Annotated in this window: 15 protein-coding genes; 1 reads left to right on the top strand and 14 read right to left on the bottom strand. The window is 39.5% G+C overall.

All coding sequences use genetic code 11. The annotated features are described in order from the left end of the window. Positions 1–45 precede the first annotated feature (45 nt). The 14 genes from HRI96_RS00840 to HRI96_RS00775 all read right to left on the bottom strand — a co-directional run bounded on the left by HRI96_RS00840 (position 46) and on the right by HRI96_RS00775 (position 25552). Positions 46–750, bottom strand: a complete 705-nt coding sequence (locus tag HRI96_RS00840) for an HAD family hydrolase (RefSeq protein WP_210117661.1) — start codon at positions 748–750, stop codon at positions 46–48. Further along, positions 747–3008 (bottom strand): hypothetical protein, encoded by a 2262-nt coding sequence (locus HRI96_RS00835; protein WP_210117660.1) that lies wholly within the window; start codon positions 3006–3008, stop codon positions 747–749. Before HRI96_RS00835 ends, HRI96_RS00840 begins: the two co-directional genes overlap by 4 nt. Continuing rightward, entirely contained in the window at positions 2998–4791 is a 1794-nt protein-coding gene (locus tag HRI96_RS00830; RefSeq protein ID WP_210117659.1) for a DNA repair helicase XPB, read from the bottom strand. Before HRI96_RS00830 ends, HRI96_RS00835 begins: the two co-directional genes overlap by 11 nt. A gap of 178 nt (positions 4792–4969) precedes the next feature. Next, the gene (locus tag HRI96_RS00825) at positions 4970–5776 is read right to left on the bottom strand and encodes a tRNA threonylcarbamoyladenosine dehydratase (protein ID WP_256729262.1); all 807 of its coding nucleotides are present in this window, start codon (positions 5774–5776) and stop codon (positions 4970–4972) included. A 138-nt stretch (positions 5777–5914) separates the two neighbouring features. Then, a complete protein-coding gene (locus tag HRI96_RS00820) occupies positions 5915–7267 on the bottom strand; it encodes an ATP-binding protein (protein ID WP_210117658.1) in 1353 nt (450 codons plus the stop codon). Between the two features lie 106 nt (positions 7268–7373). Continuing rightward, positions 7374–8705: an RNA-binding domain-containing protein gene (locus HRI96_RS00815; protein ID WP_210117657.1), complete on the bottom strand. Its 1332-nt coding sequence runs from the start codon at positions 8703–8705 to the stop codon at positions 7374–7376. A gap of 152 nt (positions 8706–8857) precedes the next feature. Continuing rightward, positions 8858–9229, bottom strand: coding sequence for an SH3 domain-containing protein (locus tag HRI96_RS00810; protein ID WP_210117656.1), 372 nt, complete (start codon positions 9227–9229; stop codon positions 8858–8860). Positions 9230–9475: 246 nt separating this feature from the next. Beyond that, positions 9476–10300: a hypothetical protein gene (locus tag HRI96_RS00805; protein WP_210117655.1), complete on the bottom strand. Its 825-nt coding sequence runs from the start codon at positions 10298–10300 to the stop codon at positions 9476–9478. Positions 10301–10541: 241 nt separating this feature from the next. Beyond that, positions 10542–11210: a hypothetical protein gene (locus HRI96_RS00800; RefSeq protein WP_210117654.1), complete on the bottom strand. Its 669-nt coding sequence runs from the start codon at positions 11208–11210 to the stop codon at positions 10542–10544. Continuing rightward, positions 11203–12534 carry a M23 family metallopeptidase gene (locus HRI96_RS00795; RefSeq protein ID WP_210117653.1) on the bottom strand — a complete coding sequence of 444 codons (1332 nt, stop codon included), beginning with the start codon at positions 12532–12534 and terminating at the stop codon, positions 11203–11205. The genes HRI96_RS00800 and HRI96_RS00795 overlap by 8 nt, the downstream gene beginning before the upstream one ends. A 68-nt stretch (positions 12535–12602) precedes the next feature. Further along, entirely contained in the window at positions 12603–13163 is a 561-nt protein-coding gene (locus HRI96_RS00790; RefSeq protein ID WP_210117652.1) for an NADase-type glycan-binding domain-containing protein, read from the bottom strand. A 366-nt stretch (positions 13164–13529) separates the two neighbouring features. Further along, complete coding sequence (locus HRI96_RS00785) at positions 13530–15689, bottom strand: hypothetical protein (RefSeq protein ID WP_210117651.1); 2160 nt, start codon at positions 15687–15689, stop codon at positions 13530–13532. 132 nt (positions 15690–15821) lie between these two features. After that, positions 15822–16610 carry an ankyrin repeat domain-containing protein gene (locus HRI96_RS00780; protein WP_210117650.1) on the bottom strand — a complete coding sequence of 263 codons (789 nt, stop codon included), beginning with the start codon at positions 16608–16610 and terminating at the stop codon, positions 15822–15824. Positions 16611–16621: 11 nt separating this feature from the next. Then, positions 16622–25552, bottom strand: a complete 8931-nt coding sequence (locus HRI96_RS00775) for a hypothetical protein (RefSeq protein WP_210117649.1) — start codon at positions 25550–25552, stop codon at positions 16622–16624. A 168-nt stretch (positions 25553–25720) separates the two neighbouring features. Here HRI96_RS00775 and HRI96_RS00770 point away from each other — a divergent pair, with 168 nt between their 5' ends. Further along, a complete protein-coding gene (locus HRI96_RS00770; protein ID WP_210117648.1) occupies positions 25721–26947 on the top strand; it encodes a tetratricopeptide repeat protein in 1227 nt (408 codons plus the stop codon). The last annotated feature ends 1 nt before the right edge of the window (position 26948 follow it).

Here is a 26948-nt window from a genome sequence, read left to right as displayed (position 1 = left end):
TTCGCCCTCGCCAGAAAACGCACAAAAGCGAACACAAACGTAAATTTAAAAAGAATATATCAATTCTCCGGCATAGCCTACGATAATATCGGCTTTTTCGGCAAGAAGCTTTTCTTTATCGCCCAAACCTTTGGTGACGGCGCAGGTGCGGCAACCGAAATTGTGCCCCGCCTGCACGTCGACGGCGGAATCTCCCACCATCAAGGTTTCGTCTTTGGAAATATGCTTTGAATTTCCGGCGCTTTTATTCATCGCTTTAAGGGCGTGTTGAAGTCCTTCGGGATCGGGTTTCATATTCTTAAGCTGTTCGGGACCGATGATCGCATCAAAATATTCGTCTATGTCAAAATAAGAAAGAATATCGCGCGTAATATTCTGAGGTTTGTTTGAAACGACGGCCATCCTTATTCCTTTTATCATAAGACGCTCGATAAGGTAGGCAAAGAGCGGATACAAAACGGTTCTTTCCAAAGCGTGTTCCGCATAATACGAAACGTACCAGTCAAGGACGGCGTCGATTTTTTCAGGTTCCAAGGCGGACTGCGTCTCTAAAGAACAGGCGAGCGAACGCTCTATAAGTTTTTTTGCGCCGTTGCCTACAAAAGAAACCGCCGTTTGCTCGTCTATGCGCTTTAACCCGAAGTGTTCAAGCGTCACGTTTACGGCTTCCGCCATGTCCGCCGCGGAATCGATTATAACGCCGTCGCAGTCAAATATTATTCCTCGAATATCTTTTATAAAATTTTTCATATTTCTCCCATAAAAATCGAACCCCGTATGAGTTTTATAAATTCCGCCTGTCCTACGGAAAAAACAGCTTCATTGCCGTCAGGCTCAAGTTTAAGGCGCACAAAGGCGTCGTTGGATTGCTTTTCAAGCAACAACGGAATTCCCAATATTCTTGGAGGAACAGCGTCGTGTATTCCTTGCACGTTTTCTTTATTCACGCCGATCTCAAGCATGCAGCGAGCGGACATCGCTCTTTCCACTATCCTTATTTTTCCGGTAAAATCCATGCCTCGAGCTTCTTTTTTTTCGATACGGACTGAATTAGCCCTAAGCTGCGAAGGATTTAATATTATTTTGCGTCTTATCCTTTCTTCAAGGCCTTCTCTTTGCTCATTTTCAAGACTTAGCGCATTCAACTCCGAGCGCATTTTTATAAAAAAGGAAGCTCTTTCTTCTTCCGTTCCGCACTTAAAACGGGCCTCATTTTTTATGTCTTTTTCGCCTTCTTTTTCGAAAATATTCACGCCAGCGGAGAAAGTCGGAAAAACTGCGGTGAGAGAGGATTGTCCCGCCTCTCTTATGCGGCCTATAAAATCGACTCCGCATTTATCCATTAGGGCTTGCGCTTCATCGGCGTTTTTTGCATCCAACAAAAACACTCCCGGGGCGAGCGTCTCCTTTATATGGGGCTTTAAGATCGGATTTTTTTCATTCAGAATCTTATTGTCGCCGTTTACTTTTAAAACATATCCGCCGTATAAAACTGCCGAAGAAAACACCGCATTCCAGTCTTCTATAGAAAACCGAAGATTTTGAGGAATATCGTATGCAGTGTTCTTTTTTATTTCCGAAATTATATCGTTTGCGGAAAGTCCGTTGTCCAAAGCGCGCAGCACGGAACGGCGGTTTATCGAAAATACGGCGACGGAATCGAATTTCTGAATATCCAAAAATTTTATGAGCGGCAAAAGACGAGCTAAAGTAAGCCCGTTCATAACCGTTACGGAAAAATCCGAACCGATAAGCAGCCTATCGGACGGTTCGTTCTCTTTGTTGCCTGAAATAATTTCGGATTTCAGTCCGGCTGCAATGATGTCTTCTCCGGCGCTTGTTTTGCCCCGAACATAAAAAAGTCCGAACGCAAGAGCCGCGTCTACGAGTCTTTCAATCCAGAACGAGGACAAATATTCCGGAAGACCTTCGTTTTCACTACGCTCGCCATCGCCTATACCCTGTATACCGCCGTTTTCAAGCATTTTTGAAAAACGCCCCTTCGAAGATCCCTTATCATCTTCTTCGGCGGACATAAGGATAAAAACGCCGCTTCTTACGAGAACGCCCCTTGTAAATCCCGCTTCCGGCAGCGATGAAAAAATATCAAACAACAGCTGCGCCTGTTTTTTAAAATCGCCGCGGCCGAAAATCCCTGAAGCAGCTACGCAAAGACAAACCGTCTGCTCGATTTCACTTAATTCGGCAAAGGCTTGGCAGCGCGTAAAATCAACCGAAAAACCTTTTTTTCCCTCGCTTATGAGCGACAGATTAATACAGGAACGGATAAGATATTTCAATATTTCCGCGCGGCCGGGAAAAATTCTATCCAACGTTTCCTTAGTCCTTTTTTTAAAACTTCCGTCGGCTTTGCATACGTCGCCGTTCGCTGCGATAAACGATAAAAACGAAGCGAGCAATAACGGAGTAAGCTTTATTCGCGCGGGGGGCGCAATATCCCGTTGCTGCTTGGAGCTTTGCCGGAAATCGGCGGGGCTGTCGGTTTTCGGCTGCGCGGGGGGCTCCACCTGCGCAGGAACCGCTTCAGGCAAAAGAATTTGCAATCTGAGGAGCGGCAAAAGTATGTCTTTAAGAAGAGGATTTATTTTGATAACTGTTTTTCCTGTATCTTTGTCTGAGACGCAGTATAAAATGAGGCGCTCTTCAAGGTTGAGAAGCCTGTCATGCAAGGCGGCAAAAGAAAAAATTCCTGAAAAAAAAGCCGCAAGTTTTTCCCTGGTGGACGAAGGAATAAAATGTACCGCGCTGATTATCCGGACATCCGTGTCGCTTAAAAGGGTTATAAGCTTTTTTCTGTTTTCTTCCTTTCGTAAAAAGGCGCCCAAGTCTTCTATGAGTTTTTGTTTGTTGTACGGAGTTTTTATTTCTCCGATATACATTCTCATAAGTTCAAAAAAAAGATTATCCGGCATAAGAGTGAGGCTTTCCCTCCATTCAAGAACGTCTTTAATGTGTTTGTCGGAAGCCGAGCTTAAACTATGCATCATTCGATTCCTGCGCTATAAAGCGCGAGTCCAATTCATCAAAAGACGAAGAATCCACGTATCTTATGATCCTGTACGAATATCCCTGCTCGGCTAAAAACTTCTGCCGGTTTGCGCCGAAGTCCTCTTCTACCGTATTCCTCGTTATAAGCGTAAAAAAACGGGCCGTTTTGTTTTTAGGTCTCAAAATCCTTCCAAGCCTTTGCGCTTCTTCCTGCCTGCTGCCGAAGGTTCCGGAAACCTGTATTGCAAGGGACGCGTCCGGCAGGTCAATGGCGAAATTTGCAACTTTTGAAACGACCATAACGCGTATTTTGTTTTTACGAAAATCGGCGTACAGCCTGTCCCTCTCTTCCACAGGCGTTTTACCGGTTATAATCGGAGCGCCCAATACCTCTGACAGCCGTTCAAGCTGGTCTATATATTGACCTATGACAAGGATTTTATCTTCGGGATGTCCGGATATTATCTGTTGCACTATGTTTACTTTTTGGGGATTTTCGCCTGCTATGCGGTGTTTTTTGCGTACATCGGAAACCGCATATTCTATTTCCTTTGATTCGTCGAGATTTATCCTTACTTCAACACATTCGGCCGCGGCGATCCAACCGGAGTACTCAAGCTCTTTCCACGGAACGTCATAGCGTTTAGGCCCTACAAGACTGAACACGTGCCCTTCGCAGCCGTCTTCGCGCACAAGTGTTGCCGTAAGTCCAACCCGCCTTACCGCCTGCAGCTCGGCGACAACCCTAAAGACCGGAGCCGGAAGCATGTGCACTTCATCGTAAATTATAAGACCCCAAGGGCGCTCGCGGAATATCGAAAAATGAGGATATGGTCCGTCTTTTTCAGGCCTCCATGTAAGAATCTGATATGTGGCTATCGTCACGGGTTTTATGTCTTTTTTGCTTCCGGTGTATTCGGCAATCTGCCGCTCTGTCAAATTCGTTTTATCGATAAGTTCATCCATCCACTGATGGACGGCCGAAATATTCGTCGTAACAATAAGCGTGCAGGTTTTGAGCATTTCCATGATGTACATGCCTATTACGGTTTTGCCCGATCCGCACGGAAGAACTATAGTGCCGAATCCCGTTCCGGGCCCCTTATCTCCTACCAGCGCCTCGGCCGATTCTTTTTGATAATCGCGGATAACAAGTTCTTTTCCTGAAAGCGTAGTTTTCCTAAGGCTTATATCTAAAGCTTCCCCGTCTTTAAGCGGGACGTCGTCTTTTACAGGCCATCCGGCCTGTAACAAATTCTGCTTTACCGTGCCGCGGTCGGTCAGTTCCAACAAAAAACCGTAACTGTGCGGAAAAGAAGACGAAGTGTGCGGCGCCAGATATTTTTTCAGCGAAGCGTTGTTCAATATCTCTTTGTACACCGGAGCGCTGTCCGTTACCAGGTAAAGATACTCTTTTTTTAACAGCTTCCCGCCGGAGGAAGACTCGTCCTCTGAATACACGTCTTCAGGGGCAGATATGAGGTGCAGTTTTCCGAAACGCCCGGCCGTTTCTTTTATCCACGCTTCAACAACCTGGGGAACGTCATAGCGCGCAAAATCGCGCAAAACTTTTACGGCGTCGTCGGGCGTAAAACCTGCGCTTGAGGCGTTCCACAGAGAAAGAGGAGTAAGACGGTATGTGTGAAGGTGTTCGGGCGAGCGTTCTAGTTCCGCAAAAGGAATAAGCGCGTTTCGGCATTCCTGTGCGCGAGGCGCGTGTACGTCCAGCAGCAAGGTTCTGTCGCTTTGTATGATAAGAGGATTCGCCGGCGAATTTACCATATCAAAATATTGTATCAAAAGCCGTCTACAACTTCAATAAAATGATTGACATAAAATGATCGCCGGTTCGCGGATTGAAGATCTATGATCGACGCTCGGGAAGAAGGTTTAACTTCTATACGGCTTGAGCGGGCTATACGGCGCGGCTTTTGCAGACGGGGCGTCGCCGCAGTAAATTTTATGAACACAGATCTTTTATTATTTCGGACGCAATTATAAGCCCCGCGACGGACGGACAAAAAGCCGTGCTGCCCGGAATCCGCTTAGTTATGCGGTTTTCAGCAAAAACACCGCCTTGATTCGAATTTTCATCTTCCAAATCAAACGGCGTCTCATTATCCGCGGTCTCATTATCCGGAGCCGTTTCCGTATCCGGCGTAAGAGAAATCGGCGGCTCTTTTGAATATAAGACTTTGACATTTTCGATCCCGCGCTTTTTCAATTCCCTCCGCATTATTCGGGCTACGGGGCAAACGCTTGTTTCGCTTATATCGGCGATTTCAAAAAGAAGAGGATTCATCTTGTTTCCGGTTCCCATACAGCTTATTACCGGAACATCCGCCGCCTTTGCCGTCCGTATAATGCAAATTTTTGCAGTTACGGTATCAGTACAGTCGGCTACATAATCGTAATCCGAAAAATTAAATTGTTTTGCATTTTCCGGTAAAAAAAAGATCTTGTGTTTTTTTACGCGGCAAAGCGGGTTTATGTCCAGAATGCGGTTTTCAGCGGCGTCGACTTTACTTTGCCCTATAGTCGAATGCAGCGCATAAAGCTGCCTGTTCAGATTCGAAACGGAAACGCTGTCGTCGTCTACAATATCTATTGCGCCCAGTCCCGACCGGACAAGGGCTTCCGCCGTGTAGCTTCCTACTCCGCCCAAGCCTAAGACGCATACTCTTGACTGCGAAAGTTTTAACATTCTTCTTTCGCCGAGCAGCATGAGAGTTCTTGAAAACGGAGTTTCGGCTTCCGCATGCATCATAAGGAATTAGTAGCACAATACGGCTATGTGTGCAACAATAATAAGTTTGGACGGCACAGCTTGGGCAGCAGCCGTTCAAATTTGTAAACAATTTGAGTGAAAAATCACATTTTTCACGGCAGATTATGACCGGATATCTTATTTTTTCTCTGAACTGATCTTTTCCATCATATAGCGTTTGAGCAGGAATGTACAAAAATACGGGAATGTATAAAACTTGCCATTAAAGCCTATATTCTTAGCGCAGAGTTTTATTCCGTAATGAACATCTGCATATTTATCTTTTTCAATAAGATTTTTAAGCGAGGAAGAAGGATTGTCGCTTGCTTTTACTTCTACAGGGACAAGAGATTCGGCATCACGAATAAAGAAATCCATTTCTATCGTTGATTTTTCATTTCTGTAATAGAAGAGTTCATATCCCTGTTTTACAAGCATATCGCCGACTATATTTTCAAAGATCGCGCCTTTGTATGTGTTGAAGTTTTTGTTCCGGCGTAAATCAGCCTGAGCTTCTTCATCAAGGGCTGCAATTAAAAGCCCCGTATCACGGTAGTAGATTTTATATTCTGTTGGATTGTAATTGCCTTTGAGCGGCAATTCCGGTTGTTTAAGATTGTAGCATACATTTACTATTCCAGCGTCCTTTAGCCAATCGACAGTTCCAATGTATTCCCTGTTACGTGCGCCAGTGGCGATTTTTGTTATCTGGTAGCGTTTATTTTCTTTTGCAAGAAAGACCGGAATGTGTGTGTAGATATTTTTAATCTTTGATTTCTCAAGTCCCTTCGCATATTTGAGGATATCTTCTTCATAAGCTTTAAGAATCTGAGTCTGTTCCTGAAGTATTCCTGAAAAATTATTCTGTTCAATGAACTTGTTTACGACTCGCGGCATTCCGCCTGTAATCACATATTCCTTGAAACAGTTCATCCAGACATCAAATTCATTTTCAGAAAAAGGCGTTGTGTTTTTTATGTGTTCATAGATTCCTTCAATCTGATTTTGCGAATAACCTTTTGCCCAAAGAAATTCTTCAAAATCAAGGGAATGCATTTCATAATCCTGCTTATAGCCGACGCTTACGGAAGTAACTTCTTCATAGTTTATACCAAGAAGCGAGCCTGAACAAATTACATCATATTGGCCGTCAATCTTAAAAAACTTGAGACAGGTTGCGCAATCCGGGCAGGCTTGCATTTCATCAAAAAGGATGAGGGTTTCATTAGGAACAAATTTGAAAGCGGGATTTACGAGAGTGATTTCCTTTATGATATTATCCGGAGAATAACCTGAAATAAAAATCTTTGCGTACTGAGGTTCGCTGATAAAGTTGATTTCTATAAAGTGATTATAGCTTTTTGCGAAATGCTCAATGGATGATGTTTTACCAACCTGACGGGCGCCTTTTATTATAAGCGGCATCCTATCCGGATTTTGTTTCCAGTTTATGAGAAAATCGTCTATTTTACGACGAAGCTTATATTCCATAAATCTAGTGTAGCATTATTTATCACATTTTTCTATTGAATTTTGAGTGAAAAATCACATTTTTCCAGCTGTTTTTGAACGATTTATCACATTATTCCATTTTATATTACCTAATCACAATCCAATTACCATCACGCTTTGAACCGATTCGCTCTATCATTTTCTTTTCTTGTAATGTTTTAAATGATCTTTCGATTGTTCTCTTCGTTACACCTATCTGTTTTGCAAGTTCAACTGATATGTAACTCGGATTTTCTATTAAAAGCTCAATTATTCTCTTTTCTGTTTTATTCAAACCGACATTCAAACCGACATTCAAACCGACATTTTTACTATCTATTTGATCAAGAACGTTTTTTTCAAAAGGAATAGTACAGCGTATATAGTTGCTTTGAATATCAAAAACTTCCGTTCCGTACTTATCCACTATCGTTGGTATTCCATGCCCCGTATGTTCGGTAAGCCCCATATTCAAGAATATTCTCATTAAAGTAGCATTTCTAGGTTTACTTATCCCGTCAAAGAACTGTTCTTCCGTCATTCCCCCGGGAAGACCGCCGTGTGAAAGTATCTCAAGTCTATTGTGGAACATTGAAATCTGCGGTTCTGTAATTGTCCAATCATTATGAACTAAAGCATTTAAAATTGCCTCATTAACACAATCAAAGTCAAATAGATATGTATCTTTTCTTGGTCTGACCGTCGTATCTGAAATACAGATATTTTCAGCCTGCAATCTGTTTTTTATTTTTCCGTAAGTTGTTAAAAGGCATCCATAACCGTAATCACTTCTTTCAGATATTGAAGCCTTCTTTTCTCCTTGAAACTTTACAAATATAAATGGAATATTATTTCTGTCTGATAATAATTCAGCCAGCAAATTGTACTCACCGGCTTCATTTCTTAAATTCAAATTCGCTTCAAAAGATTTATTTTCTAAGTGATATCCTTTTTCAGAATAATATATCTTAAGTTCTCTAAATGATAAATCAGATAATCTTGACCTTTTCTTAAGCATGTATTCAGTATCTATAAACTTTTTCTCATACCTGATTTTAATTTGATCAGGAGTCATCTCTTTACAAGTTGTCCCTATTCTTATAGTACAACCGGCGGAAGAAAAACCATATTTCTTTTGGCAATAAATATGGTTCCTACCCTTATTTATATGAATTGCAATGATTGTTTTTCCTTCGTCAAATTTAAGTTCTGAACTGATTTCATCCTGTGGATTTGGCTCTATTTGACTTGTTATAATGTCGGATATTTTTCTAAGCACTTCATCAATTCTATCAACGCCAACGACTATGCCGTTGTCTTTTACCCCAATGAGAATTGTACCTCCATTACTATTAAGGAAAGACACTATTTCTTTCGCAATCGTATCAGCATATTTTCCTTTTAATTCTAAAGTTTCTGATTCAATATATTTGTTCATAGTGATATCCTTCTATAACATAGGTATCATATCACATTTGCGACATTTTTGAAATTCAAACCGACATTTTGTTGTCGCATTTTTGACTTATTCTTTTTCCAAATATTTTCTTATAGGGCAGAAATTTAGTTTTCACACCTTCCCCCGTAACTCTATTCTTCAATATCAAGATACTTTCCATAAACCCAACCGTCAGGAAGGTTTTCTATATCGACCTTATACCAATACCATTTTTCTCCGTCAATTTCATATTTTTCAGATGACTTATCTTTAACTTTTACTTTTGTTCCTTTACTCAGTTTTGCCCATGTATCACAGTTTAAATTTGGTTTTACTCGTAAGCGAACATTTGAATCATTTAGGACAGCATTTTTTATAGGGATTTTTGCAGGAGAAGAAATACGATACCAATAATGCTTATAAACTTCACTATCAGGATTACTTGTTGTCCAGCCACTTATAGACATTACATCATCATCAGTTTTTGTAAATATCGATTTACCGACAAAAGCACCGTAAACCACGCTATCAACTATTAATGATTTCCCTTCAAAATAAAAAGACGAAATATCAACATACCTATAATCATAAAAATATTTATCTTTTTCCGATAACTGGATTACAAGACCGTTTTTTTTAATTGTATCATGTGAGGAAACTAAATAATTATAAGCAGAATAATCAATCCAGATTCCATTAAAGTCATCTTCGGAAAGACCTGAAATAACTGAGCAACAAAAAACACAGATACCAATAATTAAAATGTTTTTTTATTTAACATACAATTTAATTGTATCAGTTCTATCTTTATCTGTTGTAATCCAATTTCCCGGATTATATAAAATAGAACCAGTACTACCTCCTAAAACAAAATGGCCAGTATTTTTATACGATAATTTAATTTTATAGCCAATTTCATACTGGGAAAATGAAGAATATCCGTAAGGTGTCCATGAAGGGGCTCCAGACGATAATAAAACATTTGATTTTTCTAAATTACTCCATACAATATTCGTTAATTTTTCAGGATTATATACTTCAGCATCAGAAGTATTTACTCCTCCATTTCTTTCTCCAGACCTCTGCCAAATTTTTTCAATTTCGTTTGCATTCAATACATTCCCTGTTAATAACTGTGGAAAAGCGATTGTTGCCATAAAATTACATCCATATTTATTAATTATTCCATTCAATCCCTGATCCGTCTGTTTTATCAAATCATCCAAGTATGAATTATTCTTGTCTAGCTTGAATAAATCCGTACCTATACCGTTTTTATCATAGATTGTCCACATATATTTATCTTTTAATGCAGACGGATTTCTTGTTTCATTCAAATGGGATGTTATCAATTTTGAATATTTTTCTTGTAGACTCTCAGGAACCGCTTTGTTTTTAGCGGTTTCAGAGAATTCCAAATCCATCTGCCATGCGCTTGACAATTCATAGTCAACTTTATTGTTGTAATAAGTATTGAAAACTTCGTCTGTAATACCTGTTCCGGCTGCTGTCATAACGTCATACATATTCAATTTTTTGCCTTTTGCTTCATTCCATTGTCCGTTGGAATCCATCGTAAGCCCGGCTGCTTTCATTATGGCTTGCGCCTGTTATTTTTGTTCTTCCGCCTTTGGCGTTCCGTTCCGTCCGGGCAATAAAGTCATTTCCCTCTAATTATCTAGTTTATTATGAGCACTCACTCGCACCTTGTTGTTTGCCACCCCTTATTACTGGGCAAAAATTCTGTTTGTATGTTTACATTTACATGGTGGACTAAATAATAAATCGATAATTTATTTGAGCATATAAACAAGTCATGTTTTACAAATTATTATTTTAAACTGTCCACTTGTCAGCTAAAGCTGTAAATGGAATAAAACCTTCTTTTCCAGAAAAGGATATTTTTAGCCATATTTTATTTTCAGTCTGGACTACATCAATTATATCAAAATAGCTTTCAGGATTTAATTCAAATAATTGCCTAGAGAATAAATTAGAATCATATCTCACAAAGGTTGGTTCATTTACAAAGAATTTCATACCATTTTTTGCTACACTACCATAGACATCAATTGCTTTAAATAACTCCGGAATATCATAGATTCTCAACATCCAAGATTCATTGTTTTCGATTTCATTTCTTAAAACGCGAGCTTTGTATTTATACATTACCCTTTTTTCAGATGACACACCTTCTTCTGCTCCTATCCATATTTCTATAAAAGAAAGATTTAGTTCGTATTCATCAATCGAAATAGATGATAAATACAAATAATACCCTGAAGTTCCTACATATAAACAAATAGTTCCATCTCTCTCTATAGTAAGACCGGCAATTTGAGAATTATAATTACTTTCTTTAAAAGATACACGAAATTTATCACCTTTTATATTGTACTTTGTATATAAAAAATCGGAAATTTCTTTATTTTGATAATTACCTAAGGCAAATACAAAGGAAACAGAAAAGCAAAACAATATAGATAAAAAAGATTTTTTATTCATTTCTATTTCTCCAAAATTGGTACTTTTTCCGATATTCAAAATGAAGATGAGGGCCTGAACTGTTTCCAGTGTTTCCAATATTTCCAATTTGAGTACCAGCTGGAATTAAACTTCTCCAAATAACATTTGTAGAAGATAAGTTTTTCATGGAATTCATAGCTGTTGATTCTGAAAGAAGATGACCATAGATTACACTATTATTATTTCCAAAAAGCCGTACTTCATTTCCAGTACCAAGATTTAGCGGTATATTTGAATTTACTGAATTAGAGTATAAAAAAGTATTTGTAACTGAATAAACCCTATCTCCCTTTTCCCCATTTGCAAGATCAAGAGCAAAACCTCTTGGTATTCCCCAACCGTGAGCTTTCCCATCTTTATAATATGCATATGTAGTAATTTCAGCATTTACTTGTCCAAGAGGATTTAATATACCTCCCTCTCCAAAGGCATTATATACGTATTCATTTCCTGTAAATTTCCCTTTATCAATAAGCCGCTCAACTTCTTTTAAAGCACTTTTAGCATCTGGAGAATTATATTGCCTATTCAATTTTTCATCGTAATATGCTGATATGTATTTATTGTATTCCTTAGCATATGATTCAACTTCGGATAAATCCATTTTTGATAAAGACGAATAATCTACTAAACCATCACCATTTTTAATATTTTGTTTATAGGCTTCTAAAGCTGTTTGCATATTTCCATGATAAGAATTTATTACATTATCAGCAAAATTTACCTGAAAATCATATTTTGCTTTAAAGTTATCAGAAGTTTTTATAATGGAATCTTCTTTTTTTTGAACATATTTTTTTTCATTTTCATTCCATGTATATGCATTGTTTATCAATGAAGCAGCTTCTTCATAGGATAAATTTAAAGATTCGGCCAAAGCATCTGTATAGCCTCCATTTTCCCCACTTATATTTTCATATCTATGTAAAAGCTTTCCGTTTTCATCATATAAATCAAAATTCCCATCAAATTCAATATTTCCATTGCAAAGGACCTTCCAATAGTCCCCGCTCGAATCATAGTTACCGTTTACATAATTATCAAACAACAAGTCATCGTTGTTTCTCCTTGAGCTGTAATATGCGCCTATATCGTTTAAGATATTTTCATTTCCAAGTATTGCTCTTTGCAATTCAGGTGATTTCTCGGCATAATCCAGCATCCTTACAGCCATTTCCGTATGCCCCATAACTGCTGCTATTGTTTCGGCTCTTTGCTTATCTGTCGTTCCTATTATCCCATCTCGATATGCTTCATGTCCTAATCGTATGGCATTTGTATGACTGTCTTTTGAATCGGCCATCGTAATGGTTCTGCCGCCTTTGGCGTTCCGTTCCGTCCGGGCAATAAAGTCGTTTCCGATTATTTATCTTAAAATGGACTCCACACAGTTCCTGGTGTATAAATACTGGTTATAACGGTATCATCATATTTTGAACCTTCATAGACACTGTCTATTCTGATTTTTATCTTTCGACAAGATTTATCAAACACAATATTCTTTACATAAACAAAGTCTTCAAACTTTATTTTCATTTCAAATGGCTTTTCATCGCTCCTACTTGGTTTACAGAATAATGTAGCTTCTTTTATTCTATTATTTTGTTTGAATAAATGAGGTTTTCTAACATCAACATAACCGTTTAATATTTGTAAGTAGCAAGTTCCCCAAGGTTCAATGCCGTTTATCACAACCTCAATCCATTCTCCTATTCCAGGACCTTTCACACCTTCAACCCAAGGCATCGGAATAAAATGATATTTATAATCAGGTGTGTAAACTAAAGGGAACCTCTCTATATCCTGTCCATCATATTTCCATATACCTTTGGATGTTTTTTCTGTTAAGAAAGAAGAAACGGAAATTGCTTCTATAGTAAAATCCCATGCATTATCTTTTAAATTTCTTAACTCTTCTTGTGTATATGGCACAGAATTTTGTACTCCCGCAGGGAATACTACAGGGTGATATTCATCTGGTATATAAAGAAATTTCTGATTTTCAAAAGTAAAATAAAGAAAACCTGTTGCTTCATCGATTAAAATATCTTTATCGAGATATAAATAATTATCTTCCCACTCTTTTCCATTTCTTTTTATTCCAAACTCGATTTTGTCAATATACTGTTTTACAGAATATTTAATACTATTTGGAAATACATAAGATACCGCCCATTCATGATGTTTTGTTACATTTTTAGATATTTCATTTCTCCATTTCTAAATGAACTTTCTCTGAAAATATAAATCCGTTTATCAGTAAAAAAATAGCAATTAAAAAAGTTCTGTTTCTCATAACTAGCGCCCTCTATAAACTCTGGTCGAAAAAGAAGACTTTATATTATATGGGTAATTTGGAACATTCCAGTTATTTAAATTATTCTGTAAGTTCTCCAATGCTTGATACGAGTTTACAAAACATGCTGCAGATATCTTTCCATAACTACTCTGACTATACTCTGCCCCATCCCAATTCATATCAGAATGCAATAAAGTCCTTCCATTTGTACTACTAGTAGCACCAAATGACGTTCCCCCTATAGTTGTAAAATCACTTATTACAAATATCGGACCTTTGTAATGATCATGAGTAAAATTCCCTGCTCTAATGTTAAAACTTGAAGAACTTGATACGGAGTCATCTCTATATACAGAACTATTACCAAGCCATGGATATGCTTGAGGAGTATTCGTATCTATATATGAAGATGTATAACCATTGGAAACAGTTTGCCAGCCTGCAGAAGTAAATCGATCTAAGACCTTTCCATTTAAATCTTTCTTATAAAAAGTAATATAGTCTAATCCTTGATATGATTTATAATTAGGATCTCTTGGGTTTTTTCTAGTTGAAAAAGAACTTAATGGATTTCTTGTTACTTTTGCAGTTATTCCAAATCTTTCATAGCCATCGTCTGTTTTATTGATTATAACCTGTCCAATCGTAGGATCATCGGTCATTTTCAAAGAAGCAAAATCTCCAGACCACCCTTTCTCACTAGACCAGTTTTTCCCTTGATTATACATTAAGGATTCCGCGATAAGTTTATCGCGATTATTTTGCAAGATAGTCTGTCTTTCTGCGGCAGAAAGATTTGATACATCGCAATTCTCTCCTAGTACACTTTTGACAACATCCGCTTTAAAATTATCTAAATTATCAAAATCAAATCCTAAAATTTGCCGCGCTCTTTCTTCTCCTACATAATTCAATAATGACAGACTATAGGAGCCCGTATCATCTGTAATATAACCTTTCTTTGTTTTTAGGTTTCCCCATTCATCATAATATTCAACATTAAGATTTTTCGATTTATCCCATTCTATTTTTCCGTCTACGGTCAGCTTCCAATAATCCCCGCTCGAATCATAATTAGCCATAGCGTTCATAAATAGCGAGGTCATATCTCCTTTTCTATACGCTTCCACTTCAGCTCCAAGTAATCCTTGTGCTTTATAGCTTTGGTAGTCTTCCATCCTTACAGCCATTTCCGTATGTCCCATAACCGCCGCTATTGTTTCTGCATTCTGTTCAGCTGTTGTTCCGATTATCCCGTTCCTATAGCTCTCATGTCCCAGCTGTATTGCATTAACATACTTATCGCCGCTATTTCTCATCGTAATGGTTCTGCCGCCTTTGGCGTCCCGTTCCGTACGGGCAATAAAGTCATTCGTATTGTCAAATATCAGAGTATCTTTCCCGTTTGCTATCCTTGCAGCGGTATTCTCCTGTGTCCAGTCTCCGTATACGTAAGCGTAATAGGCCGCTTCTCCTTTGGCTTGTCCGTTGCTACTTGCATATTTTGCAAGGTTACTCTTGTCGCTCATGCGCTTTGCCAAATCGTAGACATTGCCTCCCACGTCTATTCCCCCGTTACCGAACTTGCCTGTTATTCCGTTTGTTCCTATATTGATTTCATATATTCCCTGTCCTCTGAATGCTTCGGCAAGGACGCTCATCGCGCTCTGACCGCTTTTGTTATTACGGCTCATCATCGTTCCTGCAAAGTCCATCATTGCCCCAAGGCTCGCTACGTTCATGCTAATTCCGCCCATGTTGTCATAAGCCGAATATAATCCTCTTCCGTTAGCTAAAGCGTCGATTGCGTACGTTCCGAACTCCGCTCCCTTTCCTGCAAAGCTTGTTCCAAGATTTATCGCTCCCCCGTAGAACTTACTGATGGCGGCGCCTTTTTCACCGAGTCTCTTTAATTTCTCCGCAGTCTTTAAATTTATTCCTGTGGTTAAGGCAGAGGATGCTACCCCTCCCCATGTTTGTATACTTCCAAGACTTGTCATAAAGGATGATTTGTCAAAACTTCCGCCTAACGTGTAGTTGTCGATTGCCTTGTTCCCGACTGTAGTGATTGTAGAGCTTGTTGCAGCCAAGGCAACCTGTGTTGCCGTTTTAGTACCTTTTGCAATAGAAGTGAACCCTGCCGTTGTAAAGTTTGTCAATGCAGATTTTGCGGCGCTCTTTCCTACTGCGTTTCCGACTTCCAGTCATAGCCTCCTAAATCGCCTACATGGCGAGCTAAAATAAATCGAAATCATAAGCGATGCTCATATAACCTTAAAAATAATCTCTTTTTATTTTTTATATCCATATTTTATTAAAACGGTTTTTATCTCTTCTGCATTCTTTTTTGAAAGGATAGAATCTTCTACTAATTCATCTATATGGCCAAAAAGATTTTTCCCTTGAAAAAAATAATTAGGATTAGCTCCATTTTGTAAAAGCAATTCTATAATGTCAATACGTCCCAATTGAATTGCCCAATATATCGGTGGGCCATATTGAGACCATTCCCAGTTTATATATTTTTTATCTATGGTAATCAAATATTTTACAACTGAATAATATCCCAATCGACAAGCTTCTATCAAAGGAGAGGATACATCCATCGCCGTATGTAAATTGCCTCCATTATCGTACGCTATCTGTACCAATTTCAAACAGTCTGATTCAGAAAGATTATTTGAATTAAAAAGAGAAACAATTGCTTCACACGGTTGAATATAGCCTTTTTGTAATTTTAAAACAGTTTCGTCCGTATTATTAATAAAATTGGGAATTTGCGAAAGGAAAGTCGGTTTTAATACAAAATACCGTGAAGAACAATATGCTATTTTATCAATTTTCGGTATATAACAAAAAAACCATTCAGAGTTACTCTTTTGCGGATTTACATAAATTTCATCATCTTTAAACAGCTGACCTAAAGTTTTGCTTTTTGTAGTTGGTTCCTGCCGAATATTTATATTATTATCGATGGCTCTGTAGCATTCATAACAATTGTTTTCTTTTTTTAATTGCTGAGAATGCAAACAATTACATATTAAAATTGATAAGAAAAATAAATAACATTTTTTTTTCATTTTTTCCTCTTTTACTTTATTACAGGAAGCCTTTGTAAAGGTGCTATTTTCCCAATAAAATAATCATTTAAACCAGGATTATATTTATTTTCGTTATTATATAGAATATAGTGGCAGGGTACAGCTCCTGATTTATATGATTCTTCTGACGAATAACAAAAACCTATCGCATAATCATATTTAGAAGAATAATAAGCTTTTTCCGAATCATAAAACAGCTGTTTCCGGCCGTTTTCCTTTGGATAAACATAATTATAATATTTATCCAAATCTAAAGATTTTGCGATAGACATTGATAATTTATCAAAAATAGTATAACCACTTGGTTTTTCAATAAATTTTTCAATTTCAGAACCTATAAAATAATCATCAATTTGTTTATCAGTCATATTTGCTGAAAGAATATAAAGATTGAATAAATCTGTAGCATAGCAAAGGGTATTATCATATCCATATTTTGTTTCTAATTCTTTTTGTTTTTTCAAATTATAAAGCTTCTCCTTTTTTATTAGCAATTTACCCAATGTATTTTTCCTTTCAAATAGCTTTTCTGTTTTTTCTAAAAGATCTCTAATCATTTCATTTTGTTCAAAGAATTCTTTTAGCATATCCATCGTGTTCTTTGGTTCATTTGCTTCTGATTCTTTCCGTTCTTCTGTATTTTCTTTTTTCGCTTCTTGAACTTTTTTTTCTACTTCTTTTTGCTCTTCGGAATCTTCTTTTTGCTGTTCAATAGTTCCTGTTATCTCTTCCACCGCTTTTTGCCCTTCAGTTTTCTTTTCTGCATTCTCATCTTTTACAGGCTCAGGGTTCAACCCATCTTTTCCCATCTCTTCAATTGAAGATTCTTCAGTCTCTTCCTTGTCCGTCAGTTCTTTTTCAGAAGTTTCTTCACCCTTTTTCTCAGCTTCATAAATATTATTCGCTTTGTTTTCAGATAGCATGCCCTTTTTATCTGTCTTTAAATGCTTGTTTACGATTTCTGCAGCTGTATTTATTCCTTTAAATGCACCGGCCAATTTTCCATAACTGAAGTTTGTTCCACCTGATCCTAAGCGTAGACCGAAATTTTCTCCTCCAATCGTGTATTCAAGAAGTCCTGCATGTACCTTCTGTCCATTGATGTTTAATCCCAAATCTGCGATATCAAGCACATTTATAGTCGTTCTTCCTGTTAACTTATATTCTCCATAACTTTTTGCAACATTTCCCATAAACTCAGACATACTCATTAAATTTTCTATCTGACTACCTGTAAGTCCTGCTCCTTTGGAAAACAGCAATGTTCCGCTCTGATAACTCCTTGAGCCTAATGCTGCCTGTTCTATTCCGTTTCCGACAGCACTTCCAATCCCTGCAGCTGCCGTCCCCTGCCACGTACTCCAGCTCCCCATGCTGCTTTTGAAACTTGAATTGTCAAAACTTAAATTTGAAAAGTCCGTATTTACCACAGCTGTTCTTGCCGTAGTATTTGCTGCGCTGACACCTGTGTCCAATGCTATTCTTGCTATTCGATTTGTAGTTTTGACATACCCTGAGGCTCCCAGTGAAATAGCTGTTTCTATTGTTGTCATAGCTATTTTCTTTCCGAGTTCATTACCTACTTCCGATGCACTTTTATAACCGAGGCCATAATCAAGACCTGCAAATATTAACGCCGTTTGCACCTGCATTCCAGCTGCTGCAACAGCACCAACTCCAGGGGCTGCAGTGCTTACAATACACCCTGCAACATCTGTCGCAAGTTCTGCGACTATCCTTATATTAGGAGCGTTATCGCCGTCCCAGAGCTTTTGTTCCCACAGGGGTAATGCAACTTCTGCCCAGCCTTTGGCTTCTTCTCTCTGGTTTTCGTTAAAGTCAAGTAAAATTAAACCTATCTGGCCTGAACCGTATTCGTTGCGGATCGAAGCCTTAGCGATCTTTGCATCGTTTTTGCCGTCGGAAGCTTCCCCTATGTGCTCGTATATTTCTCCGCCTTCGACTGTATAAAGGCTTGCTAAGGCTTCGTTGTAATATTGCCTTTCCGCTTCGGAAAGATCTTCGAAATTTTTCCCTTTAAAACTCTTTATTTTCTCTTTTGCTTCGGAAAGCCTTTTTTGTCCTCTCTCGTCGTCTGAATCCGGCACATATTCTTTTTGTACTCCGAATATCTTTTCTCCCCATTTGGAAAGTTCAAGCTGTGCCTGTGCGACTACTGCCATAACCTGCGCCGAACCTAAGTTCAAAAGGCCTTCGATATTAAGCTCGATTGTAGGAGAAGAAGTCGTATAATTCTGATACATGCGCATGCTCTGATCGGTATAAGTTACTTTCCACACGGTAGCGCCGTCTACGACGCTTCTGCGGATGCCGTTGGGACTCCACTGATAGCCGGCTCCGAGCGCCAGCTCTTTTTCCCAATCGATCATGCCTTGGTTTGTGGAATCTATGCGTTCCATGTAGCCTTTGATTGTTTCATCAATCGTGCGCTGAGCTTGATAAGCGGCCAGCTTTGCCGAAGAAGCTTCCAGCTTCTTTTCCATGCCGTTTACGGCAAGCTGAATTTTTGAAAGGTTTACGCTTGTGTCGCCTGAAAGCATCTTTTTTTTGTATAAGCCCATGCCTTTTTCGTTAAGACGCTCTTCAAGGCTTTTCATGGCGCTTGTAAGCTTTTCAAGGCCGGTAAGTCCTAATATTTCGCTTATTGTAGCTTCGGCGTCAATCTTTATTTCTTCCATAGCGCGCATGGATTTGGCGCTTTCCATAGCTTTTTCAATCGTTTCTTCTACGCTTACGCCCGCCTGGTTAAGGGTTTTCTCGTTTGCGCCGGCCGCTGCGTTCATGTAGCTTTTATCTATCCATGCCTGTTTTGACGCCAGGAATTTTTCATAACCGTCATACCATTGGGATTTTTTTTCTTTATACTCTTTTAAGAAGTCTTTTTTCCAGCTGTTGTATTTGACCCTCAGCTTTTCTTCGGCCTTGTTCCACTCGTTTGAAGCTACCTTAGCGATTTCTTTCATGAGTTTTACCGTGCCGCTTTTTTCAGCCATAAGCTTGTAGTAGCTGGACTCAAGTTCTGTTGTATACGCTTTTAAAAGGCTTTCATTTTTGGCCGTTTCCGCTTCCTTTACCATCCGTATAAAGCTTGTGACTGCGCTTGCGTAATAATTTTCAGTAACACGGTTTTCGTTTACAAAAAAGTTTTCTCGTTTTTCAGGATTTATATAATCCGAGTAGTGACCTAGCAGCTTTTTGTATAAACTTTCCGTGTTTACCGTCTTATTTCCAAAGATTTCTTTGGCCTTTTTTAACAAACCTTTTTCAATCTTTTTAGCGCTTTCCGCCGTTTTTGAATAAAGAGCGTCGTATTCGTCGGAAGCGGCTTTTCTCTGTTCAATGCTTAAGCTCTTGTCGGATGCTCTTTGAGCAAGCGCTTTAAGTTTTTTTGAAGTATCTTCATCGATCTTGCATTCTTCGCTTACTTTTGCCTGATACTCCGCTTCTTTTTCCGCCTGAGAGGTTTTTGCCGCTATGTATTTTTTCTGAAGAGAAGAATATGCTTCTCTCTTTTTTGCAAGAAGGCTTGCGTTCAAGGCTTCAAGCGCTTTAAGTGCATCCGTATAGACCTCTTCGGTAAGCTCTTTTGCAAGTTCGTTTATCTCGCGCTGTATCCCTGTTTTGGAATTTTGCGTCATGGACTTTATCTTTTCAATTAAGATTGCTGTAGAAACTTTTCCGTTCGGAACGGAGGCGGTTCCGTACATCATCACGTTAAATTCAGCCGTTCTTGCGCTTTTTGCACTGTTGGCGTTTTTCGAGTTTACCATAACGCCGGCCATCTGTGAAAAATAATCGTTCTTTAAGCATCTCTGTGCTATCTTTAAATCGTAAGCTTTATCTTCTGCGGCTGCTGCAGCTTTTCCTTTTGCGTTTCGGATTGTAAATCTTCCCCTAAAAACCTTCCTTAAGAAGGTATTATCATCTTTAATATCATCCATCTTGTCTTCAAGCCGATCCAGAGCGCGCTCTTTTAATACCGTTTTCTGATAGTCAAATATCTTGTTTCTAAATACACTGTCGGAATTTGTTGCAAATAAAATACATTTTGCAATCTCACTTTCTCCTCCCCATGACATTACAGCGTTGTATGTGTTCCAAAGAATTTCCGTACGGTATCTCCTGTAGCGCACTTCAGCGTCGATTCCATGCGGATCTCCGATTCCCGTAATGTATTCTCCTTCTTCGTTGAACGGGCTGGGGCTTAACCAGCCGTTATTTGCCATTACGCACATGGCGGCAAGAGCTACATTTTCAAAGTTTCCGCTGTTGGATATCATAGAGTTATACCATTTGTATAAATCATCTTCAGCCTTGGTATATTCCTCGTTGTTAATTTCATGATTAACCACAGTTACGGCTTTTTGGGTAAGATATTCTCTTTGAACTTCCGCATTGCTATCTTCTCCGCGGCGAAGTTTGAGATTATAACTTCCGTCGGCGTTTTTAGTTACGTAAACAAGACGGTTTTCCGAATTCTCATTAAAGAATGTTCCGCGAACGGCCGCCAGTCTTTTTGTTTGGGCTTCGATTTCACAAGCTTTTAACTCTTGCCTTTTTGAATTGAGAGTTACGTTTGCTTCATAATTCAATACGAGGCTTCTGTAATATTTTTTGTCCGCTTCGATATATGACTTAAATTCTTCTTCAATTTCCGAAGGATTATCTTCATTTGTCTTTCCTTGAAGAACTTCTTCCAAGACTTTAAGTGAAATTTCCGCCTTTTTATATGCATAATCCGCGGCTGCGGCTCTTTCCTTAGGAGTTTCATAATCGTTGTCTTCCGCGTTTCCTATGTTTTCAAGGTAAACGCTCTGCGCCCAGTCGTATACCCCTTGCGCTATGCGTTTTTGAAGCCTCTTTTCATCCAGCGCCTTGTACAGCTCTCCTATTTCCGCCGCCTTCCGATTATATTTTTCACATTCTTCGCGCACTTTCCGGGCTGCCTTTAAATATTCTTTTTCAGCCTCGGCCGCTTCCGCCTGTGCCGCATTCAGATCTTTCTGCTTTGCGCTAACCGTATGCAAGCCGTCCTTTACTGAAAACTGCTCGTACTGCGCAGCGTACGACTTAAGGCTTTCTAAGGTTTCGTCCAGAGCCGATTTTACCTCCGCATAATTTTTATCGGCGTCGCCGTTAAGCGTTTCAATTTCTTCTGCAAACAAAAGCTCTTTTTGAACATCAATGCTCTCTTCGTAATTTTCAAGAATCAGGTTTTGAACCGATTCAAGTATTTCTTTTATCTGAGCCCTGTCGCTTCCGCTTAAATACTCGTCTGAAGCAAAGCCCGCCTTTATAAGATGCTCGTACCATCTGTATTTTAGAGCGTCGTACCGGTTTAAAATATGCTGAACCATATTCATCTCAAGATTAAGCTTTACATACTCCACAACTTCCTGGTCCGAAAGATTTTTTTCAGGTCCGTATTTTTCATAAAGCCGATTAAGCTGTGAAAGCCGCTCTTTTAATGCGTTTTGATCGAAACTGTCGCCACAGAGTAAAACGTAGCGCGCGCTTTCCGCTTCTATATATGAATCGATATAATTGTCAAGTTTTATTCCCATGCCGCTTGAAAATGTAAGTCCTTCTTTTTTAAGGCTGAAAACAAAGTCCACGACCTGATTGTAAGAAGCGGCAGACGATTTTATGCGGCTCTTTTCATTTTCAAAAATCAGCTTTTCAACTTTCTTTTTTGTCTTTTCGTTATTTGCTTTTTGTTCATCGCTGTTATAAACGAGCGCTTCCTGTGCGTAAGCTTCTTTATCTCTTTCAAATGCATTTTTAAGCTCTGCGATGAACTTGTTTCTGTTAAGAATTATTTTACGGACGGCCTGTGTTTTTTCATCCGCCTCGTATGCCATTTTCTGTAAAGCTTTTTTTAAATCGCTATGCATATCAGCCGGATTTCCTTCTTTCCAGCTTTCCATCTCCCGCTCAAATTCTTCATCCGTTTTTTCAAGCGCGTCTTTTATAAGAGTCAAAGCCGTAGCGTCCGAATCGCTTTCTTCAAGCGCTTCTCTCAATACTCTAAGATAATTTTTCAGTTCGTTTTCGCTCTGGTTCTGTTGACCGTTCGAGTTGTTCTGTGCGTTTTCGCCCGTAATGCCGTTTTCAACCGTCTCTTTTTTAAACTCAGCTATCTTTTTTAAATATTCGATATACTCTTCAAGGCATTTTTTTGTCTGCACAATTTCAAATGTCTTTTCATTGTTCACATTAAGCCTGTAAAGCGAATCAAGTTCGCTTGCAAAGCTCAGAATCCGCTCGTCATTCGTAATCGAAGAAGTCTTTTCAAAGGCCTTCCCGTCGGTCAACTCCAGCTGTAAAAGTTTGTCGCAGCCTTGTATCTTTTCTTCAAGAGGGGTTACGTATTTGTTTTTCTCTTTTATGGAATTCGCCGCCTCCGTTTCCATGGCAGCCTTGTTCAGGTTCTGAAAATATTTTTTTTCCGCAGCGGCTTTTTTTGCCTGCCTTTCTTTAAATGCCTTTACAAGCGACAAAAGCTCCAGCGATACAACTTCCCTGCTTACTCCAAGCGTAACAGCCATTGCAGCATCGTATGCTTCCTTTGCTTCTTTTACGGCTTTTTCCTTTTCTCTTAAGACGGTCATTGCCGAAGCCATTTCACGCTCCGCTGCGGCTGCGTTTCGCTCAAATTCTTCAAGTGTTTTAGCGGCTTTTTCGTATTCATCATAAGCCGTGTTGTACGCATTTTTTGCACTTATAAGCTTTGCTTCCGTCTGCTTGGCGCTTTCCCGGCTCCAATCCGTAGTCTCTGCATACTCGTTGACTGCGTCTGCAATCTCTTTTTCTTCGCGTCTTGCCTGCAAAACAGCCTTTGCCTTAACGACTTCCGTATCAAGCTCGTTGTAAAAGTTCTCTCCTCCGATTTCCGCAACGCCCGTAAGGCGGTAAAGCGCCTTCTGCGCTTCTTCTCCCTGCTTCTTCGCGGCAAGGCACTCTTTAAGCCATGAAATAAGTTCCGAACAGCTTGTGTAGTCGCTCTTTACAGTATGCGCTTCCCGGCTTAATATTGTCTTATCGCAGACTTCGTCCATGTACGCTTCTATTTCCGAATACTTTTCCTGTGAAAGCAGTCCGTTTAATTTTGATGAAATTTCGTTGTAGCGGTTAAGATTTGTAAATTGACTTCTTCGATCTCTAAATGTCGCTGCGGCATTATCGATTTCGGCGCAGCACTTATCGTAATATCTTTGAAAGAAAGAAGAATTATTAGAGTTATAAATTGCTCTTTTTAATTCGGATATTTTTTGATTTATTACATCATCGGATGTATCATAAGCAAATCTAAATCTCGTAGATTCAGTAAAAAGACGACCTTCATCATCATATTGATTGTCTTTGACATAACGAATCATGTAATTATTTAAAATACTTATCTGTCTGTTCCAGTCGTTTATTACGAAATTCACTGTATTATTATATATCTGAATTGATCTGTTGACTATCTTTTGTTTCCAGTCGTCAAGTTCCGACTTTATTTTATCGATTTTTTCCCGATTTAAATTTCTGATGTCATAGTTTTTTAAATTTGAATTTCTATCCGCTGCCAATATCTCTTCAAGCTCTTGCGGCACGGCCGTCTTCCAGTAACTGTAAAGCCCCCGGTATCTGTTGCTCCAAAGTCCGCCCCATGCTTCTATCCCTTCCTTTGCAACGACAGTCATATCCCGAGTCTTGTTGTAAAACTCTGCTTCCATCTGTGCAAGGTATCCGTTTTTTTCGGACGTCTCGCTTAAGACCGCTTTATATTCATCAAGCGTTTTTTGAATTTCTGCAAGATAATCGCGGCTTTCTTTGTGAAGCTTTTCTTCCGCGCTCTTTATCTTTTCTTCAATATTTTTTTCCCACTCTTTTCTTTTTTCTTTTAAACTCCTGTAAGCCGTAAGCCAGCTTTCTTCGCTTTTGACATATACTCCCTGCGCATTCTTCTCCCATTCGCTGCGCTCTTCAAGAAATTTCGTTTCCGCGTTTTCCCACAGCGAAAGTCCTTTGTTAAAAGCCGCCTTAAACTTTTCAAGCCACTCATCCTGATTGCGGCCTACGGCGTCCGCTTCCTGCTCCGACAGCTGCGTTTCAAGAGACTGAAAAAGACGGTTCATGTCTTCTTCAGTCTTTTTTGTAACCTCATCGGACAGCTCTTGTACTACGGCTCTTGCCGCTTCCTTAGCCGCCGCATTCTTTGCCGACGTTCGGTCATACATAAGCTCTAAAAGCAACGTTCTACCTTCTTTTTGCGCTGTCAAGCGGCTTTCAACTGCAATCCGATTTTTTATTTGAGCCTTTTCGTTTTTAACTTTCTCTAAGATTTCCCCTTCACTTAAGCCGAACCGGTTGTTTTGAAGCGCAAGTTCCGTATACAAAAGATTGTTGTCCGCTTCCCATTCGGCGCTGTATTCTTCAATAATCTGCGCGCACTTTGTCCGCCACGCTTCTTCTTCCCGAGCGGCGCTTTCGGGATCACGGTTTTCCGCTATCCGCTCTTTTGCCGCAGCCGTTATAAGCGCTTTTAATCGGCCGTCGGTTCCGGCTTTCTGTTCTTCTTCAAGTTTTTTGCAAAGCCACTTTACGTAAGATAAGCCCGCTACGCTGTTAAAATATTTTTGTGCGCCTTGTCTTTCTTTTTCATAAGCTTTAGTATCGCTTTCCTTTATCTGAAGGTTTTCGCTTTCCCACAGACCGAGCGCTTCTTCTATCCCTTTCCGGGCCGATTCTTCCCATTTTTCGGAGCTCCGCTCAAGGCTTGCGCGGTCAAGGTAGTATTCAAGCCGAATCTTTCCGCGTTCAAGGCCTCGGTGCAGTTCTTCGGCAAAACCGAACGCTCCGCTGTATATCAAGATAAAAAAACTTGCGATGAGTCTATTTAAAAAATTTTTCATACTTTCCTCCGATAGACTTTAAATGCGGCCGTTCAGCCGGCGATTTTTATTCTCCCATTTATTAATTGAAGCGATTGGAAAAACTCTGCAATTTTTTTAGAATTTTCTCGAAAATTTTTTTTTGAATAACTTGCGCCTTTTTAACGATCACACCAACTATTTAAAAGCATGAAAAACAAATGTCTTTTTATCATCGTCGTATCCGCTTTGCTTTTCGGCTGCGCCGAAAATTCCGCTCAAAAAACCGCTTCAACTGTCGAAGCGCAAAAAGCGGCGGCACAGTCGGACGCGGACGCTTTCGGCAGGCTCTCTCTTCAAAGTTTTTACGAAGGAGATTTGGAAACGGCTCTTTCCTACGCCGATAAAGCCTTAAAGGATAAACGCCGCGGCAAAAAATTCGGCTATTTAAAGGCGCGCATTCTTTTAGGACAAAAAAGAGACGAAGAAGCTCTGAAACTGATGGAGAGCGCCTTTAAGGCCGTTCCGCAGGATATCGCGCAGGATGATTTACGCGCCTACATGTTTTTACTTGCGGATGCAGGCCGTTTTGACGATTGCCGCAAAAAACTTGACCTTTATCTTGACCGGTTCGGATATTTTGAAGGGCTGGGGCAATTTGCTTCGATCGTTTACGAAAATACAGGCGGTTATTTTAAGTCCGTTTTGTTTGCGTTCTGGGACTTTGAATACGTTTTATGCTTTGCAAATTCAGCCGGCAGGAATGACATTTCAATCGGCGCGTTTCTTTCCAATATGGAAAAACTTGCCGCTTCCGTTAAAGGAACCGAAAAAGAAAATGAGACCTTAAAAGCCGTCCGGTGCATAGAGTTTTTATATAAAACCGACGTTGACCTTCCCCAAGTTGAATCGGATTTTTTCCTCTATAAATTTATTACTCAAAAAAAACAAATTCTTGAAGGGAATTGCACTGTAGACGCCGTCACCGAATATCTGAAACTTGAAAAATATTTTTCCGCATTTCCGTCCTATTACTGGAACATATATTGCGCAATAAAAGCGCAAGGAACGGAAAACCTTAAAAACTTTTCTCCGGTACTCGAAAAGGCCGTCAATACGGGCTATTCAACCGAATATTCCAGGCTGGCAAAGCTTGCGCTTGCAGAATTAAACGATATACCCAAAGAAGAAGCCCAAAAACTTTTAACTTCCGCCGAAGTTTATTCGCTCCTCGCAGGCTTTCAAGCCTCTGGCGACCGCAAACTTTTGTCGCCCGTTTACGAATTGCTTGACTTGCCGGACTGCTCTTACGTTTATTCCGCCGTCGCCCAGCTCAAAGAGTTCCGCACAAAAATTCCGCTCGACGCGGTTTTGAGAGAACAGCTTTTGAAAAGCAGAGGACGTTTAAAAGATCGGCTCTCTTTCATTTTGAATTAGC

The organism is Treponema parvum (assembly GCF_017893945.1).
Lineage (GTDB): Bacteria > Spirochaetota > Spirochaetia > Treponematales > Treponemataceae > Treponema_D > Treponema_D parvum_A.
The sequence above is the reverse complement of the archived record's forward strand: the minus strand, read 5'-3'. Positions and strand labels throughout refer to the sequence as shown.

Excerpts from the sequence above, each read along its gene's own strand:
- HRI96_RS00840 (WP_210117661.1), bottom strand. The coding sequence starts at position 750 with ATGAAAAATTTTATAAAAGATATTCGAGGAATAATATTTGACTGCGAC.
- HRI96_RS00835 (WP_210117660.1), bottom strand. The coding sequence starts at position 3,008 with ATGATGCATAGTTTAAGCTCGGCTTCCGACAAACACATTAAAGACGTT.
- HRI96_RS00830 (WP_210117659.1), bottom strand. The coding sequence starts at position 4,791 with ATGGTAAATTCGCCGGCGAATCCTCTTATCATACAAAGCGACAGAACC.
- HRI96_RS00825 (WP_256729262.1), bottom strand. The coding sequence starts at position 5,776 with ATGATGCATGCGGAAGCCGAAACTCCGTTTTCAAGAACTCTCATGCTG.
- HRI96_RS00820 (WP_210117658.1), bottom strand. The coding sequence starts at position 7,267 with ATGGAATATAAGCTTCGTCGTAAAATAGACGATTTTCTCATAAACTGG.
- HRI96_RS00815 (WP_210117657.1), bottom strand. The coding sequence starts at position 8,705 with ATGAACAAATATATTGAATCAGAAACTTTAGAATTAAAAGGAAAATAT.
- HRI96_RS00805 (WP_210117655.1), bottom strand. The coding sequence starts at position 10,300 with ATGAAAGCAGCCGGGCTTACGATGGATTCCAACGGACAATGGAATGAA.
- HRI96_RS00800 (WP_210117654.1), bottom strand. The coding sequence starts at position 11,210 with ATGAATAAAAAATCTTTTTTATCTATATTGTTTTGCTTTTCTGTTTCC.
- HRI96_RS00795 (WP_210117653.1), bottom strand. The coding sequence starts at position 12,534 with ATGGCCGATTCAAAAGACAGTCATACAAATGCCATACGATTAGGACAT.
- HRI96_RS00780 (WP_210117650.1), bottom strand. The coding sequence starts at position 16,610 with ATGAAAAAAAAATGTTATTTATTTTTCTTATCAATTTTAATATGTAAT.
- HRI96_RS00775 (WP_210117649.1), bottom strand. The coding sequence starts at position 25,552 with ATGAAAAATTTTTTAAATAGACTCATCGCAAGTTTTTTTATCTTGATA.
- HRI96_RS00770 (WP_210117648.1), top strand. The coding sequence starts at position 25,721 with ATGAAAAACAAATGTCTTTTTATCATCGTCGTATCCGCTTTGCTTTTC.